Source organism: Amycolatopsis nalaikhensis (assembly GCF_030264295.1).
GTDB classification, from domain to species: domain Bacteria; phylum Actinomycetota; class Actinomycetes; order Mycobacteriales; family Pseudonocardiaceae; genus Amycolatopsis; species Amycolatopsis nalaikhensis.
Genome location: NZ_CP127173.1, coordinates 7,875,704 through 7,891,805, shown reverse-complemented (window position 1 = coordinate 7,891,805; position 16,102 = coordinate 7,875,704). Strand labels below are relative to the sequence as shown.

The 16,102-nt window shown below is 71.7% G+C and carries 11 protein-coding genes; 6 read left to right on the top strand and 5 right to left on the bottom strand.

The genetic code is table 11. The features are described 5' to 3' along the window. Positions 1-38 precede the first annotated feature (38 nt). A complete protein-coding gene (locus QP939_RS38535; RefSeq protein WP_285451399.1) occupies positions 39-1,286 on the bottom strand; it encodes a GDSL-type esterase/lipase family protein in 1,248 nt (415 codons plus the stop codon). Positions 1,287-1,411: 125 nt separating this feature from the next. Between QP939_RS38535 and QP939_RS38530 the strand changes: the two genes are divergently transcribed. Further along, positions 1,412-1,651, top strand: a complete 240-nt coding sequence (locus QP939_RS38530) for a hypothetical protein (protein WP_285451398.1) — start codon at positions 1,412-1,414, stop codon at positions 1,649-1,651. A gap of 106 nt (positions 1,652-1,757) precedes the next feature. Here the strand turns inward: QP939_RS38530 and QP939_RS38525 are convergent, their stop codons facing one another. From QP939_RS38525 to QP939_RS38515, 3 genes are all read right to left on the bottom strand, one after another. After that, positions 1,758-2,543, bottom strand: a complete 786-nt coding sequence (locus QP939_RS38525; protein ID WP_285459944.1) for a lysozyme — start codon at positions 2,541-2,543, stop codon at positions 1,758-1,760. A 337-nt stretch (positions 2,544-2,880) separates the two neighbouring features. Next, entirely contained in the window at positions 2,881-4,329 is a 1,449-nt protein-coding gene (locus tag QP939_RS38520) for a radical SAM protein (protein WP_285451397.1), read from the bottom strand. Continuing rightward, on the bottom strand, positions 4,329-6,914 hold the full coding sequence (locus QP939_RS38515) for a glycosyltransferase (protein ID WP_285451395.1): 2,586 nt from the start codon (positions 6,912-6,914) through the stop codon (positions 4,329-4,331). The genes QP939_RS38520 and QP939_RS38515 overlap by 1 nt, the downstream gene beginning before the upstream one ends. A 137-nt stretch (positions 6,915-7,051) precedes the next feature. Between QP939_RS38515 and QP939_RS38510 the strand changes: the two genes are divergently transcribed. The 4 genes from QP939_RS38510 (at position 7,052) to QP939_RS38495 (ending at position 10,580) form a co-directional block, all read left to right on the top strand. Next, the gene (locus QP939_RS38510; RefSeq protein ID WP_285451393.1) at positions 7,052-8,146 is read left to right on the top strand and encodes a sensor histidine kinase; all 1,095 of its coding nucleotides are present in this window, start codon (positions 7,052-7,054) and stop codon (positions 8,144-8,146) included. Beyond that, on the top strand, positions 8,143-8,802 hold the full coding sequence (locus QP939_RS38505) for a response regulator (protein WP_285451392.1): 660 nt from the start codon (positions 8,143-8,145) through the stop codon (positions 8,800-8,802). Before QP939_RS38510 ends, QP939_RS38505 begins: the two co-directional genes overlap by 4 nt. Before the next feature lie 147 nt (positions 8,803-8,949). After that, on the top strand, positions 8,950-9,270 hold the full coding sequence (locus tag QP939_RS38500; protein ID WP_285451391.1) for a hypothetical protein: 321 nt from the start codon (positions 8,950-8,952) through the stop codon (positions 9,268-9,270). A 2-nt stretch (positions 9,271-9,272) separates the two neighbouring features. Continuing rightward, positions 9,273-10,580 carry a DJ-1/PfpI family protein gene (locus tag QP939_RS38495; RefSeq protein WP_285451389.1) on the top strand — a complete coding sequence of 436 codons (1,308 nt, stop codon included), beginning with the start codon at positions 9,273-9,275 and terminating at the stop codon, positions 10,578-10,580. Here QP939_RS38495 and QP939_RS38490 read toward each other — a convergent pair. Beyond that, positions 10,562-12,118, bottom strand: a complete 1,557-nt coding sequence (locus tag QP939_RS38490) for an alpha-L-arabinofuranosidase B (RefSeq protein ID WP_434219599.1) — start codon at positions 12,116-12,118, stop codon at positions 10,562-10,564. The two genes, QP939_RS38495 and QP939_RS38490, sit on opposite strands and share 19 nt — an antisense overlap. A gap of 271 nt (positions 12,119-12,389) precedes the next feature. On the opposite strand from QP939_RS38490, the gene QP939_RS38485 reads away from it, so the two are divergent. After that, the gene (locus QP939_RS38485) at positions 12,390-16,034 is read left to right on the top strand and encodes a family 78 glycoside hydrolase catalytic domain (protein ID WP_285451388.1); all 3,645 of its coding nucleotides are present in this window, start codon (positions 12,390-12,392) and stop codon (positions 16,032-16,034) included. Positions 16,035-16,102: the final 68 nt, after the last annotated feature.

Genomic DNA, 16,102 nt, shown 5'->3' with positions numbered 1-16,102 from the left:
GACATGCGGGCACAACCACGCCGTTCCGACTCGCCGGGTCAGCCCATCGAGTGAAGAACCGGCCCGGATCGGGCGAGCATCGGCACCGAGACGAAGTCGGCGAGCGCCTGCTGGCCCGCGGCGTTGGCGTGGATGCCGTCGCCGTTGTCGTAGGCCGGCAGGATGCTGTTGGGCTTCAGCGGGTCCTTGAGCACCTGGTCGAAGTCGACGACACCGGAACACGTGCCGCCGCAGGTGTTCCACCGCGAGACGAACAGGCCGATCTCGTGCCGCGCGAGGTTCGCCTGGTCGTTGTAGCCGGGCCGGGGCGTGCTCGGCGTGACGTAGACGGCGATCCCGGCCGCGCGCAGCCGCTGGAACACGTCCCGGTAGCTGTCCAGGATCGCCTTCGCGTCGCAGCCGTAGGCGAGGTCGTTCGTGCCGTAGTAGTAGATGACGGCCGTGACGCCGTGCAGGGCCAGCACGTCCCGGTCGAGGCGGCTCGCCGCGTCCAGCCCGGCGACCTGCGGCGGCATGCCGGGGCAGGTCTTCGCGCTGGTCGTGCCGGAGACCCCGGCGTTGGCGACGGCCAGCCGCGCCGACTCCGCCACGATCCGCCGGGCCAGGTCGTCGGTCCAGCGGCGGTCCGCGCCGAGCTGCGTGCAGCCGGGGCCGCAGTTGGTGCTGCCGATGCCGTCGACGACGGAGCTGCCGAACGGGACGACGGTGCCCTGCAAGGCGGGGTTGCGCACGTCGACCGCGCTGACGACGTACGTCGAGCCGACGGTGCGGGTGAAGGCGGCGGACCCGGTGTCGGCGGCGTGGTCGCCCGCGCCGGGTTCAGTGAGGTAGTTGTCCCGGAGGGCCGCGCCGTGGCGGCCGGGGACCGCGGTGCCTTCGACGGACAGGCTGACCGCGAGGTTCGTGTCCGGCCGCGTCGCCAGCCGCGTCTCGTCGCTCCAGACCTCGCCGCCCGCCGGGATCGTGACGGCGCGGTTCCCGGCGAACGTCAGGTCGTGGGGTTGGTCGACGGCCGCACCGGCGGTGGTGAGCCCGGCCGTCGCGTGCCCGACGGTCAGCGGGCCGGTGCCGAAGGTGTTCTGCAGCCGGACGCGCACCGCTTCGCCGCCCTGGCTGAGGTGGGTGATCATCCGCAGCGTCTGGCTGGTCACGGGCGCGTCGGCCCGCCCGTCCTGGGACTGCGCCCACGAGGTGAACCAGGCACGCCCGGCACCGGAGGCACCCGGCGCGGAGGCGACGACGGCCGCGGCCACCGAAACCACGGTCAACAGGGCGATCCTGCGCACGGCGCCTCCTCGTCCACAGTGGACATTCGTGGGTGACCCGAGCCGATCGTAAGCAGCCGATCACGGAGACGACAAGCATTTGTCCGATCTTGTCAGCGGCGGCGGCCTTCGGTTCGATGGCGGACATGACCGAACCCCGCCTCTTCGGCGAACCGCACGAGACCTCGGACGGCACGACGGTGATCACGGTGACCAGCCCACCGGGGGTGTTCGTGATCCGCGAGGGAGCGGCGAAGTGGGAACCCGCGGTCGACGCGACCCGCGTCGCGGTGCTCGCGGTGTCGACCGGCCTGGTGGCGGCGACGCTCGGCGCACTCGCCGTCCTGCACCGGCCGCCGTGGCCGGACCTGCGCCGCTCGCGCTAGGACCCGTTCCGGGTAGTCTTGCCCTGGCTGCGATCCCGGCGCCGCAAAGACGGGCGATCGGGTGCCGGACGCCGGGAGTTTCCGTCACTCGCGCCCGTACCACCCGCTAGGCGCCTTTGGCCAGGGCCTGGACCCGGCCGATCGGGCCGTTGTAGTAGTTCTGGTCCCCCGGCAGCCCGCCGCCGCGAGCGAACTGCCAGATGCTGTGCTTGTCCCAGCCCGCAGGCAGCTCCCCCACCTCCGGGCCGTACCGCGCCAGCCACAGCGGGTCGGTGTTCCCGAACTTCGCCGTGTTGCCCGTGCACCGCTTCCACCACGCCGTGCTCGTGTAGATCAGCGCGCTGCGCTTGACCTTCGCGAGGTACGTCCGGGTGAAGTCTGCGATCCAGGCCGTCATGTCGGCGGCGCTCTTGCCGTAGCAGACATCGCCGTACGGGTTGTACTCGATGTCCAGCGCGCCCGGGAGTGTGGTGCCGTCGGGGCTCCAGCCGCCGCCGTGGGCGATGAAGTACTCCGCCTGCGCCGCGCCGCTCGAGACGTCGGGGCGGGCGAAGTGGTAGGCGCCGCGGATGATCCCCGCCGCGTGGGCACCGTCGTACTGGCCGATGAACTGCGGGTTCACGAACCCGGTGCCCTCGGTCGCCTTGACGTAGGTGAACTTCGCCCCCGCGGCAGCCGCGGCGGGCCAGTCGACGGGGCCCTGGTGCCCGCTGACGTCGTGGCCGAGCGTCTGCCCGGCCTGGTCCGCGCGCGGGGTGCCCTCGATGCCCTCGTGCGCCGCGATCTGCGTGCCCGCGAAGTTGGAGTCCGCGCGCGAGTAGTCCGGGGGCGCGGGTTGGGTGGGTGCGGTTTGAGCGGACGCCTCTTGCGTGGGCCCGCCTTGGACCGGCACGGCTTGGGTGGGTGCGGCTTTGCCTCGCGCGGCTTGGGTTGCTTGGGCAGGCGCGCCTTGGGCCAGCGCAGCTTGGCCAGAAGCCGCGGCGGGCGCCTTCTCGAGGGCGGCGTGACCCGGCGTGGCGTGAGCAGGCGTGGCGACCACCGCCATCGCGAGGGCGGCCACCGCACCCGCCCCCGCCAGCCTCACCCGCCACCGGCGCCGCTGTTCGTCGTGTCCGGCAACGGTTCGGCTCATCGGGGCTCCGATCTCGGTACTGGCACGTCCGGGCCCCATGCTGCCTGCCCGCGTCGCTCCCCGCGAGCGATCTGTCACTCGATGTAGTGATCTTGGTTCAGAGTTCGGTGGTGATGATCGCCTCCACCAGCACCTCGCCCGCGGGCGTCAGCTCCACCACGCCCTCCTCCGGCCGCAGCCGGACGAGGCCGCGCGAAGCCAGCGCACTGAACTTGCCCAGCCACGGCGGGGCGAACAGCGAACGTCCCGGGAACCGCGACCGGTGCACGGAGTCCCGCAGCGGCCGCAACGTCGTCAACGCCATCTTCACCGCCCGCGCCTCCTGTGCTTCGGGGGTGAACCGCGTCGCCGAGCCCAGCGGGATCCGGCCGTCCGTCACCGTTTCGGCGTACCGGCGGGAGTTCACGTCGGTGATCGCCTCCGACGCTCGGCAGCTCGAGCTGCCGCCCAGCCCGATCGCGACCTCCGCCTCCTGCTTGTCCTGGTCGACCATGATCGACTTCCACTTCTCGGGGCCGCGGCCGTCTCGCGCGAAGTACATCGTCGGGTGCTCGGTGTACCCCGCCGCCCGCAAGCCCTCCGTCAGCAACTCCCGCATCTGGTACTGCTCGCCGAGCGGCGGCCAGCGGTGGCCGTCGTGGACCAGCTTGTCCCGGTACGACGGCAGCTGCCACGCCGCCGGTTTCTCGCCCGTGACGCCGGTGCGCGTGTCGCTGTAGGACGCCAGGTGCAGCTTCGTGCACACCACCGCCGTGACCTCGTTCTCCAGCACCACGTCCAGGTCCCGCCGGACGCTGTCGACGCTCTGGTCGAGCAGCCCGTACATCAGGTCGATGCTCACCCACTCGAACCCGGCGGCCCGGGCGTCGCGCACGAAGTCGACGCACATCGCGGCCGTGTGCTCGCGCCCGCACAGCTCGAGCACGTGGTCGTCGAACGACTGGACGCCGCTCGACAGCTTGGTGCAGCCCAGCTCCCGCAGCAGCTCGAGCTTCGCCGGGGTGAACGTGCTCGGGTCGCCTTCGAAGCGGATCGTCGTGTCCGCGGTGAACCCGAACTCCGCGCGGTAGAACTCGAGGAGACGGCGGATCTCCCGCTCCGGCAGCAGCGACGGCGTCCCGCCGAAGACGTTGAACTCCCCCACCTCGGCGCCACGCAGGTTGGGCACGGCGTCGAGCCACAGCCGAGCTTCGGCGATGTTCAGGTCGACCCAGTGCCGAGCCTTTTCGTACGCCACTTCGGGTTTCCCCTTCACCAGCACGACCGGGTACTGGCAGAACCGGCAGCGGTAGGCGCACGTCGGGATGTAGGACCACAGGTGGATCGGCCCGGAGGTCGCCAGCTGCGCGTCGAGGTCGCGCAGGAACTCCTCCGGCGAGCCGGGGACGTTGCCCGGGAACACGTGCGCCCCGAACGGATCCTCCTGCACGAAGTCCAGCAGGTGTCGGTTCTCCGGCGCCTCGAGGACGTCGAGCACCGCGGGCCGCGGCCACGCCGGGTCGAGCGCGTGGAGCGAGCCGAGCGCTTCTTCGTAGGCCAGGGTCATCAGAACACCCCTCCGTTGCCGAAGTAGTTGTGGGCCTCGCCCGACTCGCGGTCCTCGCAGTAGTAGCGGACGAATTCGGTGAACCGCTCGGCCGGGACCTCCGCCAGGCACGGCGGCAGCGGTGGCGGGTAGCCGATGTCCTCGCCGACGTGCCGCCGCAGGCACGCGAACAGCTCGTCGGCGAACTCGAAGTACAGCCGGTACGACGGCGTCTTGTACGCGTGGATCGGCGTGAAGTCGACGACGCGCATCTCGTCGCGGATCTCGGCGATCCGTCGCGCGAGCCGGGCGGCCAGGTCCGCGCCGAAGAACGCGATGACCGCGTCGTCCTCCAGCAACGCCGGGGTCAGCAGCACCGGCAGGATGGTGTTCTTCGGCGTGAAGTCCTTGATCGAGAACTCCCACGCCTGCTTCGCCTCCGCCTCGGACAGGTCCGCGGCGACCGCGGGGGCCGACGGCCGGATGTCGCGCATCACGATGATGCCGTCCGAACCGTAGGCGCGGCCGGTGATCACCTCGTCGATGGCGTGGTCGACCCGGCGCGGGTTGATCTCGACGCGCGAACGCGGGACGTAGGTGATGGCGTCGCCGCCGCAGGCGACCTTGATCCCGAAGTCCCAGTCGTCGGAGAGGTGGTTGACGAACTTCCCGTCCTGCAGCTGGTAGAAGATCTCGATGCCGCCGGCGCGCTCGTAGGCGTCGCGCTCGACGGCGAAGCCCTTGCCGTCGGGGAAGCCGCCGAAGAGCGAAAACGTCACCGCTCGGCACCGCAGCGTCCGCTGGATCGCGTCCCACAGCCGCGGCCGCCCGGCGAAGTGCGCGGGATCGTAGTAGTAGTCGCAGACGCCGATGGCGGCCTTGCTCGACTCCATCGCGGCGAACAGCTCGCTCAGCCAGTGCGCGTCGACGTGGCAGTCCGCGTCGGCGGACACGAGGTAGAACCGCGCCCCCGGGTCGGTGTCGGGCCGGTTGCGGCTGCGGGCCGCGGCGAAGTCCATGCCCGCCCGGCGCGCGCACGAAACGCCTTGCTCCGGCTCGTGGATGACGTGGAGGGCCAGGTCCGGGCGCGCGGCCGCGAAGGCGTGCGCGAGGGCGACGGTGTCGTCGGTCGAGTTGTTGTCGACGAGCACGATCTCGTACCGGCTCTTGTCCAGCGGCGCGTCGCCGTCACGCTGGTCGTAGAGGGTCTGCAGGACTTCCCGCAGGGTGGCGGCTTCGTTGTAGACCGGCAGGACGACGCTCAGCCGCGTGCCCGCCCCCATCGGCGGCGGGTACAGCCGGTCGACCAGGTCGTCGACGACCCGCGTGCCGAACCGCGCCCGCCCGAGTTCGGAGTTCACCCGCACCACTTCGGCCCGCTTCCCTTCGTCGGTGATCAGTTCGGCCACTTCCCGCGCGAACGCCGCGTCCGGCAGGTCGCGCGCCCGGATGTCCAGCACCGGCGCCCGGAACCCCTGGCCGCCGTAGACGACGTCGTAGAGCTCGTACGCGCTGGTGATGTACGGCGTGCCGGAGGCGATCGCCTCGCTGACCGGGTTGCCGTAGCTCTCGTAGTCGTACGAGGTCAGGAACGACACGACCGACGCGTGCGCGAGCAGGTCGCGCACGGAGTACCGGCCGGGCAGGGCCGTGTCGTACGGCGTCAGCCAGCCGCCGAAGACGACGCGGTCGCGCACGCCGAGCCGGGTCGCCAGCTCGGTGAGCCGGGCGTGTTCGGCGGGGGCCTCGGCGACGTCGCCCGCGACGAACAACCACACCCCGGGCAGCAGCGTGAGCAGGTGCAGGTCCCGGTCGACGCGCTTCTGCGGGATGATCCGCGTGATCCGGGCCAGCAGCGGGACGCCGTCCGGGATGCCGTGGTCGCGCCGGAAGCCCGCGTTGCGCTCGTCGATCCGCGCCGGGGCGATGGTGAACGCGTTGGGCAGCACGTCGAGGTTCCGCAGCCCGGGCACCCACTCCAGCGTCCGCGCCTTCGCCTGCTCGTGGAGGGCGAAGTAGTGGATGTGCGGCGAGTTCCGCGGCGCGGGGACGCCCGGGTACGGGAACCGGCCGTACTTGGCGATCCCCGGTTCGCTCTGCCACATCAGGTCGTGGTCGCGCCAGAACACGAACCGGCCGAGCCGGTGGCGGGCACCGTAGCGGGCGATCGCGCGGTAGAGCGCTTCGGTGTAGGCGATGTTCTCCGGGAGGGTCCCGTTCTCCACCATCACCATCGTCACGCCGAGGCGTTCCCAGGTGGCCTCGATCCGCCCGGCCAGCTCGAACGCGATCCGGTCGATCTCCGGCCGGAGCGTCTCGTCACCGGCTTGCACGACTTCGGTGAGCACCCGTTCGACGAACGCGCGGTCGTAGCCGCGGATCTCGTCGACGCCCTCGACGCGATCGAGCGTGACCCACGCGGGCAGCAGGCTCGCTTCGTCGCGGTAGGGCCGGAAGAAGGCGCCCTTGTCGGCCTTGATGTCGTAGCCGAGGTCGAGGTGCACGGCCAGGCCGCGGGCGGCCGGGCGGCGCGCCGTCTTGAGGAACTCGACCACGACCCCCGACAGCGGGGTGGCGTCGAAGGACACGCCCCAGAGCACTGACATCGATGTCGGACCCCCGTCTCGGCTTCGCCGTCGAATCCAGCCTAAGCGGCGGGGCGCGCCGCGGCCGCGTGAACGGGAAGCGCTTTCCGCCGGGGAAGGTGGTTGACCGCGGGCGCCGGACACCCCAGAGTGACCGCATGAACCGGGCCCTCGGGGTGCTGACCTGCGGCGCCTTCCTCTCCATCGTGCTCGGGGTCCTCGGTTCCGGGGAGCCCGTGCTCTCCCTCGTGCTGGGCGCGGTGTTCACCGCGCTCGCGACGATCGGCTTCGGCTGGGTCCGCGACCGCGGGCGGCTCGCGTGGTCGGCCGGCTACGTCGCCGTCCAGCTGCCGCTGGCCTTCGTCACCTTCACGATCAACGCCGGGGTCGGCGCGACGCTGTTCCTCGTGGTGCTGGTCAGCCAGTGCGTCCTGGTGCGGTTGCCGCTCCCGGTCGTCGTGCTGGTGATCGCCGTGGTCCCGCTCGTGCACCTGGGCATGTCGGTCGGCGAAGGGCTGCGGGAAGGGCTCGGCACGCTCGTCTCCGTGACGTTCGCGGCCATCATCACCGAGCTGCTGCTGCGGGAACAGCGCTCCCGCACCCAGCTCGCCGAGGCGCACGCGAAGCTGCGCGACTACGCCGCCCAGGCCGAGCGGCTCGCGACGGCGCAGGAGCGCAACCGCGTCGCCCGCGACATCCACGACGGGCTCGGGCACTCGCTCACCGTCGTCCAGATGCAGGTCAAGGCCGCCCGCGCGGTGCTGCCGACCGACCGCGACAAGGCCGACGAGGTCCTCGCGAAGGCCCAGGAGCAGGCGGAGAACGCACTCGCCGAGGTCCGCCGGTCGGTGAAGGCGTTGCGGGAACCGCGCACGATCCCGCCCTTGCCGGAGGCACTGAAAGCCTTGGCCGCGGAGACGTCCGCCACCGGGGTTCCGGTCGAGCTGACCGTGTCCGGGACCGAACGGGCCCTGCCGGACGAGCGGCACGAAGCCCTCTACCGGGCGACGCAGGAGGGCTTGACGAACGTCCGCAAACACGCGGATGCCGGACACGTCGAGATCGTGCTGACCTACGCCGAGACGTCGGTCCGGGTCGAGGTCCGCGACGACGGCACCGGCACCGACGGCGGCCCCGCGACCGGCTTCGGCCTGGTCGGGCTGCGGGAGCGCGCCGAGCACCTCGGCGGCAAGCTCGACTTCACCTCGAACCCTGGCCAGGGCAGCACCTTGAGCATGGAGGTCCCGGGATGAGCCCGGTCCGCGTCCTGCTGGTCGACGACCAGGCCCTCTTCCGCGAAGCGCTCGCCACCCTGCTGGCCACCCACGACGGCATCGACGTCGTCGGCGAGGCGGGCGACGGCGACGAGGCGCTGAGCCGGGCCGCGTCGCTGGCGCCCGACGTCGTCCTGATGGACCTGCGCATGCCCGTACTCGACGGAGTGAGCGCGACCCGGCGGCTGCGGGCGGAGCACCCCGGCGTCCGCGTCATCGCGCTGACCACCTTCGACGACGACGAAGACGTCTTCGCCGCCCTGCGCGCGGGCGCCGTCGGGTACCTGCTCAAGGACGTCTCCTCGGCGCGGCTGGTCGAAGCCGTGCTAGCGGCCGCGCGCGGGGAGTCCGTGCTGCAGCCGTCCGTCGCCGCGAAGGTCGTCGCGCGGTTCGCGCAGCTGCCCGACGCGGCCGAGCCACGACCGCAGCCGCTGGTCGTGCCGCTGTCGGAGCGCGAGCTGGAAGTGCTGCGCCTGCTGGCCGACGGCCGCAGCAACCGGGAGATCGCCGCCGCGTTGTTCCTCGCCGAAGGCACCGTGAAGAACCACGTCACGAACGTGCTGGGCAAGCTCGGGGCGCGGGACCGCACCCAGGCCGCGTTGCGGGCCCGGGATCTCGGCCTGCTGCGACCATGACCCGGGTCATGACTTCCGGCACCTGGCAGCACGCCCGGCACGCGCGATTCTCGTCCAGGAACACACCTGGAGGGAACCATGACCACCACCGCACCGACGCGGACCACCGCTCGTAAACTCGCCCGCTTCACCGGTCACTACGTCGAAATGGTCGCCGCCATGCTCATCGGCATGGTCGCGCTCGGCCCGCTGTGGCCGGCCGCCTGGCTGGTCCGGCCCGACCTCGACGCGCTCGTCATGGCCACGAACATGACCGTCGCCATGGTCGCCGCGATGGCCCTGCGCAAGCACTCGTGGCCGCGGATCACCGAGATGGCCGCCGTGATGTACCTGCCGTTCGTGGTGCTGCTCGTGCCGTACTGGCTGGGCGCGCTCTCGGGCGGCGCCCTGATGGTCGCCGGGCACGTGGTCATGTTCCCGCTGATGCTGGCGGCCATGGTCTGGCGCCGCGCCGAGTACTGGCACTGATCATGCGGACCGTCCTGAAGTGGTTCGCGATCGTCCTGGTGGTGCTGGCGGTTCCCGCCGTCGGCGCGACCGTCTCCGCGCTCTCGGCGTTCGGCGCGCTCTACACGCCGGGACCGGACCGCCCGGCTCCCGCGGCCCCGCCGCTCCCCCACGACCCGGCCAAGCCGACCGCCGTGGTCCTCGTCGGCCAGGAGGGCGCCGTCGTCTCCGATGTGCTGGCACCCTACGAGATCCTCGCGACGACCGGCCGGTTCAACGTCTACACGGTCGCGCCGGAGCGGGCGCCGAAGCCGCTCACCGGCGGGCTCGACCTCGTGCCCGACCTGAGCTTCGCCGACCTCGCCACCCGGCTCGGCCCGAAGGCGCCGGACCTGGTCGTCGTCCCGGCCCTGCCGGACGTCGGCGAGCCGAGCACCGACGTCGTCAAAACGTGGCTGCGGGAACAGGCCGGGCGCGGCGCGAAGCTGCTGAGCGTCTGCAACGGCGCCGGCGTGCTCGCCTCGGCGGGGCTGCTCGACGGCCGCCCGGCCACCGCGCACTGGCTGAAGGTCGACACCTGGGCCGACCAGTACCCGGCCGTGCAGTGGGTGCGCGGGCAGCGGTTCGTCGACGACGGCGACGTCGTCACCACCGCCGGGATCCTCTCCGGCGTCGACGGCACGCTGCACTGGGTCGAACGCCTGGCCGGGTCCGCGGTGGCCGCCGACGCCGCGACGGCCATCGGCTGGCGCCGGTACGGCACCGCGGTGCCGGTGACGCCCGCCGCGTCGATGCCGGACGCGGCCGCGATCGTCAACGCCGCCTTCCGCTGGAACCCGGACGAGATCGGGGTCCTGCTCACCCACGGCGTCGGCGAGATCGAACTCGCGTCGGTGTTCGACACCCAGGGCCAGTCGTTGTCCTCGCGCACCCTGGCCGTGAGCGCCGACGGCGCGCCGGTCCGGTCGCGGCACGGGCTGACGTTCCTGCCCCGCGCGAGCCTCGCCGACGCGCCGGGCCTCGACCGGCTGATCGTGCCCGGCTCGACGCGCGGGATCACCCCGCCGCCGGGCGGACCGGCCCCGGAGTACGTCCACGACCGGCCCGGCTTCGCCTACGACACCGCGGTGAGCGCGCTCTCGCGCCGCACCGACGTGGCGACCGCCCGGTGGACCGCGAAGGTCCTCGAGCTGCCCACCGACGGCGTCGTGTTCGAAGGCCGGGCCTGGCCGTGGCTGCCCACGGTGCTCCCGCTCGCCCTGGTCCTGCTGGGCGCGGCGGCCGTCACCGCGGTCCTGCGGATCCGGCGGCGTCAGGGCGCCCAGGGCTGAGCGACCGCCCAGCTGACGTCGTCGTTGTAGGACGCCGCGCTGTCGAAGGCATGAGTGCCGCTGGTGTCGGCGATGTACACCGTGTTGTTGTAGTGCCGCAGGTACTTCCCGGGGTAGTTGTACGACCGGAACGACGTGCCCTGCCCGCTCTTCCCGGCGACCGGGCAGAACGTCGCGTCCGCGCGGAAGGCCGCGCTGCCGTCCATCGGCTGCCGGTAGACCTGGAAGTTGAAGTGGCGCAGGAAGTCCCCGGGGTAGTTCCGGGACTCGAACGACACGCAGGAGGCGTCCGCGAGTCCCTTCCGGACGATCCAGGTGGCATCGTTCTTGTCCAAAGTGGAGCTGACGGTGGAGATCACCGCGTTGTTGTTCTGGTGCCGCAGGTAGTCACTCGTGCAGCACGCGGTGGTCGCCCGCAGCGAGATCTCCGAACTCGGCGCCAGGGAGCCGGTGACGCCGGTGGGGCCGCCGTAGCCGACCGAGACGACGTTCGCCTGCACCGCGTTGTCCGCCGCGTCGGTGGGCAGCCCGGCGGTCATCACGCCTTCGAAGAACGACCCGATCGAGCCGTTGCTGTTGTCGCCGCCGGTGCCCAGCACGATCGCGCCCTCCTGGTGCATCGGCGAGTACCCGGCCCGCGTCGGCTCCGGCCCGGAATACGTCGTGCGGAGCCCGCCGGACTGGGCGTTGCCGTCCTTGAGCGCGAAGAAGTTCTGCCCGTTGTTCTTCAGCAGGGCCGTGACGAACGGGGCCGAGATCCCGGTGTTCGCCGGGTTCTGGCTGCCGCCGGCACTCGACTGGAACAGCCCGTTCTCCAGGTCGGCCTGCACCCACGGGCCCGGGCCGTAGCAGGGCTGGAACCAGCATTCGGTGCCGAAGTTGAGCGCGTCCATGTGACCGTTGCCGGTGTCCTGGTTGTTCGTTTCGGCGTTGCCGTAGTCGAAGCAGCAGGCCCCGTTGACGTGCGTGCCGGAGGTGATCATGTACATGCCCTCGGGCTGGCCGTTCCTCGCGACGCCGGAGGTCGAGTTGTCGCGGTAGCCCATCCGGCCGGAGAACGAGGCGCCGTAGACCTGGTGGCCGCCCGCGGTCACCGGCAGGGCGTCCGCGGGCACACCGGTGTCCTGCCCGCCCGCGCCGCCGGGACCTTCGATCGTCAGGTCGTTGTGCCGCGGCGACTGGTCGTAGAGCTGGGTGATCAGGCAGGTCGTGCCCGCGCAGAAGGAATCCTGCGCCGCCGCGTTGGCGTAGCCGCCGGTCGCGAGCAGGCCGATGTTCGTCTTCGCGCCGTCGGACGCGCGCTGGACCTGGTAGAGCGGGCCGTTGTAGGCGGCGTAGAGGGCCCGCGTGGTGCTGTGCGCGGCCACGCACGGCGTCCCCGCGGCCCCGTAGATGTCGCACGGCAGCGACGCGGCTGCCGAGGCCGTCGACGCGGTCGTCAAGCTCGTGAGCGCCAGTGCCGCGACACCGGCCAAGGCGAGCAGAATCTTCCGGATATTGTTAGCGCTAACATTCTTGCCGTCTCGGCGTTGAGACATAAAAGCCTCCATGGCTTGGCCGAATGATGTGAGCGTTACCAGCGAGCACTATCCAGATCGGCTCCGGTTTCGTCAACGCTCCCATCAGGCGCAAAACGGACAGCGTCGTGACCTAAAACGATTTAGGAATCAGGGCATCCGTCGCGGCCATTCACCAGCCGTGCGCCCCGGTGGAGTATTGCCAACGTGTGAGTTCGTGATTACAGTCACGTATCACGTTCAGCTTGAAACGTTCAAATCGTCGCCTCATCCCCGCCACCAGGGAGCCCGTATGCTGCCCTCCAAGCTTTGGCGCACGACCACCACGACGCTCGCCGCGATCCTGGTCCTTTCGGCCGCCGCGGTTCCTCCGGCCGGCGCCGCGCCGCCGGTGGAGCTGACCGGCGCGCACTGGATCTGGTACCCGGAAGGCACCGCCGCGGCGGCCACCCGGTACTTCCGCACGACGTTCACCGTCCCCGCCGGAACCGTCAGCGACGCCCGGTTCGTCGTGACCGGCGACGACACCACCGACGTCTGGCTCAACGGGACGCCGCTGGCCTCGTCGGCCCGGACCGCGGACGCGTGGCGCACGGCGTTGTCCGTCGACCTCCGGCCCGCCCTGACCCCGGGCGTCAACACCCTCGCCGTCGCGGTCCGCAACGCCGGTGGCCCGGCCGGGCTGCTCGGGCGGCTGCGGGTCACCACCGGCTCCGGCACCACCGACCTGACCACCGGCAGCGGCTGGAAGAGCGCGGCGACCGCGCCGGAAGGCTGGGAGCAGCCCGGCTTCGCCGACGGGACCTGGGCCGCCGCCGCGGATCTCGGCGCCTACGGCACCGCGCCGTGGGGCACCCGCGTCGGCACGCCGAGCCCGTCGACGCCGACACCGCTTTCGGTCGCGAGCGCCACGGTCGGGAACCGGGTGAACCCCCTCGGCGTCGACCCGGCGCAGCCGCGGTTCGGCTGGAAGCTGGCGTCCTCGGCCCCGCAGCAACGGCAGTCGGCGTACCAGATCGTGGTGTCCGCGGGCGATTCCGACGTCTGGGACAGCGGGCGCGTCACGTCCGCGAAACAGGCCGACGTCGCCTACAGCGGCCCGGCACTCGGCTCGCTCACCGCGTACACCTGGCGCGTGCGCGTCTGGGACGGCGAAGGCCGGATGAGCGGCTGGAGCCCGGTGCAGCGCTTCGAAACCGCGTTGCGCGCCCCGGCGACCGAGTGGACGGGCGCGTTCCTCGGCCGCGCCACCGCCGGGCCCGACCTCGCGGGCGCGAACTGGATCTGGTACCCGGAGGGCGACCCGCTCGGCGGTGTCCCGGCGTCGACGCGGTTCTTCCGGAAGACCTTCGACCTCACCGCGGCGCCGTCCTCGGCGACCTTGGTCGTGACCGGCGACGACACCGCGACCGTGTGGGTCAACGGCACCCGCGTCAGCGACTCCCCGCGCGTCACGGACTCGTGGAAGACGGCCGCCGTCGTCGAGGTCGGCAGCCTGCTGACGGCGGGCGCGAACACCGTCGCGATCAGCACCGAGAACACCTCGCAAAGTCCCGCCGGGACGGTCGCCAAGCTGACTGTCCCGAATGGACCGACCATCGTCACCGACGGCTCGTGGAAGGCGAGCCAGACCGGCCCGGACGGCTGGCAGGAACGTGGCTTCGACGACAGCTCGTGGCCCACGGCGAAGTCGCTGACCGCGTACGGCACCGGTCCGTGGGGCGCGAACGTCGCCGTGAGCGCCCCCGCTCCCCTGCTGCGCAAGAGCTTCACCGTGGCGAAGCCGGTCGCGAGCGCGCGGCTGCTCACCACCGCGCTCGGGCTGCAGGAGACGCACCTCAACGGCGTCAAGGTCGGTGCCGAGGTGCTCGCGCCCGGCTGGACCGACTACGCGAAACGCGTCCAGTACCGGGTTTCCGACGTCACCGGGCAGATCCGGGCCGGGGAGAACGTGCTCGGCGCGCTGGTCGGCAACGGCTGGTACTCCGGCAGCGTCGGCATCGCCGGGAGCCAGAAGTACGGGACCGAACCGTGGTACTCCGCGCAGCTGCGGCTGACCTTCACCGACGGGACGAGCACCACGATCGCGACCGACGGCACCTGGAAGGCGGGCACCGGGCCGATCCGCGCCGACGATCTCTACCAGGGCGAAACCTACGACGCGCGGCTCGCGGTGGCGGGCTGGGACAAGCCCGGTTTCGACGACCGCGGCTGGGCCGCCCCCCGCGTTCGGAGTGGCGCCAAACCGAACCTGGTGTCCCAAGTGGACAACGGCGTCACCGTGCAGCAGGAGTTCAAGCCCGTCGCCTGGACCCAGCCGAAGCCCGGCGTCTGGGTGGCCGACCTCGGCCAGAACTTCAACGGCCGGGACCGGCTGTCGGTGACCGGCCCGGCGGGCACCACGGTGACCGTGCGGCACGCCGAGGTGCTCAACCCGGACGGCACGATCTACACGACGAACCTGCGCGCGGCGCAGGCCACCGACCGGTTCACGCTGGCGGGCACCGGCGGCGCGGAGACGTACGAGCCGCGGTTCACCGTGCACGGCTACCGGTACGTCGAGCTGTCCGGACTGCCCTCGGCCCCGACCGCGGCCACGCTGACCGGCCGGGCGATGTGGACCTCGGGCGCGCAGACGGGCACGTTCACGACGTCGAACGCGCTGGTGAACCAGTTGCAGCACAACATCCTCTGGGGTGAGCGCTCGAACATGCTGTCGGTGCCGAGCGACTGCCCGCAGCGCGACGAGCGGCTCGGCTGGACCGGCGACATCGGCATCTTCGCCGGAACCTCGACGTTCAACCTCGACGTGGCGAACTTCCTCGGCAAGTTCAGCGACGACCTGGTGGACGCGCAGCACGCGGACGGCTCGTTCACCGACGTCGCCCCGGACGTGCTGGGCGGCTCGGGCACGGCGGGCTGGGGCGACGCTGGCGTCATCGTGCCCTACACGCTGTGGCAGCGGTACGGCGACACCGGTGTGATCGACGAGCACTTCGCCGCGATGGTCAAGTGGGTCGAGTACCTGCGCTCGACGTCCGGCGCCGACCTGATCCGGAACCACCAGACCTACGGGGACTGGTTGAACGTCAACGACAACACGGCGCAGGACCTGATCTCGACCGCGTTCTTCGCGTGGTCGTCACGGCTGGTGTCGCGGATGGCGGCGGCGACCGGCCACACGGCCGAAGCGGAGAAGTACGGGACGCTGGCCGACCAGGTCGGGGCGGCGTTCACGAACCGGTTCGTCGCGCCCGACGGCACGATCGGCTCGAACTCCCAGACGGGGTACGTGCTCGCGCTGGCGTTCGGGCTGCTGCCCGCTTCCCTGGTCCAGCCCGCGGCGGACAAGCTGGCCGGGCGGGTCGCGGCGGCGGGCGGGCACCTCAGCGTCGGCTTCCTCGGCGTGGAGAACCTGCTGCCGGTGCTGGCCGCGCACGGCCACGCCGACGTCGCGTACCAGGTGCTGCTGCAGCCGGACTTCCCCGGCTGGGGCTACATGATCGGCCACGGCGCGACGACGATCTGGGAGCGCTGGGACGGCATCAAGCCGGACGGCTCGTTCAACGACCCCGGGATGAACTCGTTCAACCACTACGGTCTCGGTTCGGTGGGCGACTTCCTGTACCGCTCGGTCGGCGGGCTCGCCCCGGCGGCCCCGGGCTACGCGGCCCTGCGGATCGCGCCGAGCCCGGGCGGTGGGTTGACGTCGGCGAAGTCGTCGTACGAAACGCCGTACGGCGGCGCGGTCAGCGACTGGTCGGTCTCGGCCGGGAGGCTGACGCTCCGGGTGACGGTCCCGGCGGGCAGCTCGGCGACGGTCCAGGTGCCGACGGCCCAGCCGGGCTCGGTGGTGGCGCCGCCGGAAGCGGTGCCGTCGTCGCCGGGGACGTACTTCGTCCCGTCGGGTTCGTACGTCTTCACGGCTCCGGCGTGACCTGACCAGCGCGCCCCAATGTGGCCTTGGTTGCGTCTGACGCACCCAAGGCGGCCTTCGGTGCGTCT

Coding starts and splice junctions, on each gene's coding strand:
- QP939_RS38530 (WP_285451398.1), top strand. CDS start 1,412: ATGACCGAACCCCGCCTCTTCGGCGAACCGCACGAGACCTCGGACGGC.
- QP939_RS38520 (WP_285451397.1), bottom strand. CDS start 4,329: ATGACCCTGGCCTACGAAGAAGCGCTCGGCTCGCTCCACGCGCTCGAC.
- QP939_RS38515 (WP_285451395.1), bottom strand. CDS start 6,914: ATGTCAGTGCTCTGGGGCGTGTCCTTCGACGCCACCCCGCTGTCGGGG.
- QP939_RS38510 (WP_285451393.1), top strand. CDS start 7,052: ATGAACCGGGCCCTCGGGGTGCTGACCTGCGGCGCCTTCCTCTCCATC.
- QP939_RS38505 (WP_285451392.1), top strand. CDS start 8,143: ATGAGCCCGGTCCGCGTCCTGCTGGTCGACGACCAGGCCCTCTTCCGC.
- QP939_RS38500 (WP_285451391.1), top strand. CDS start 8,950: ATGGTCGCCGCCATGCTCATCGGCATGGTCGCGCTCGGCCCGCTGTGG.
- QP939_RS38495 (WP_285451389.1), top strand. CDS start 9,273: ATGCGGACCGTCCTGAAGTGGTTCGCGATCGTCCTGGTGGTGCTGGCG.
- QP939_RS38490 (WP_434219599.1), bottom strand. CDS start 12,118: ATGTCTCAACGCCGAGACGGCAAGAATGTTAGCGCTAACAATATCCGG.
- QP939_RS38485 (WP_285451388.1), top strand. CDS start 12,390: ATGCTGCCCTCCAAGCTTTGGCGCACGACCACCACGACGCTCGCCGCG.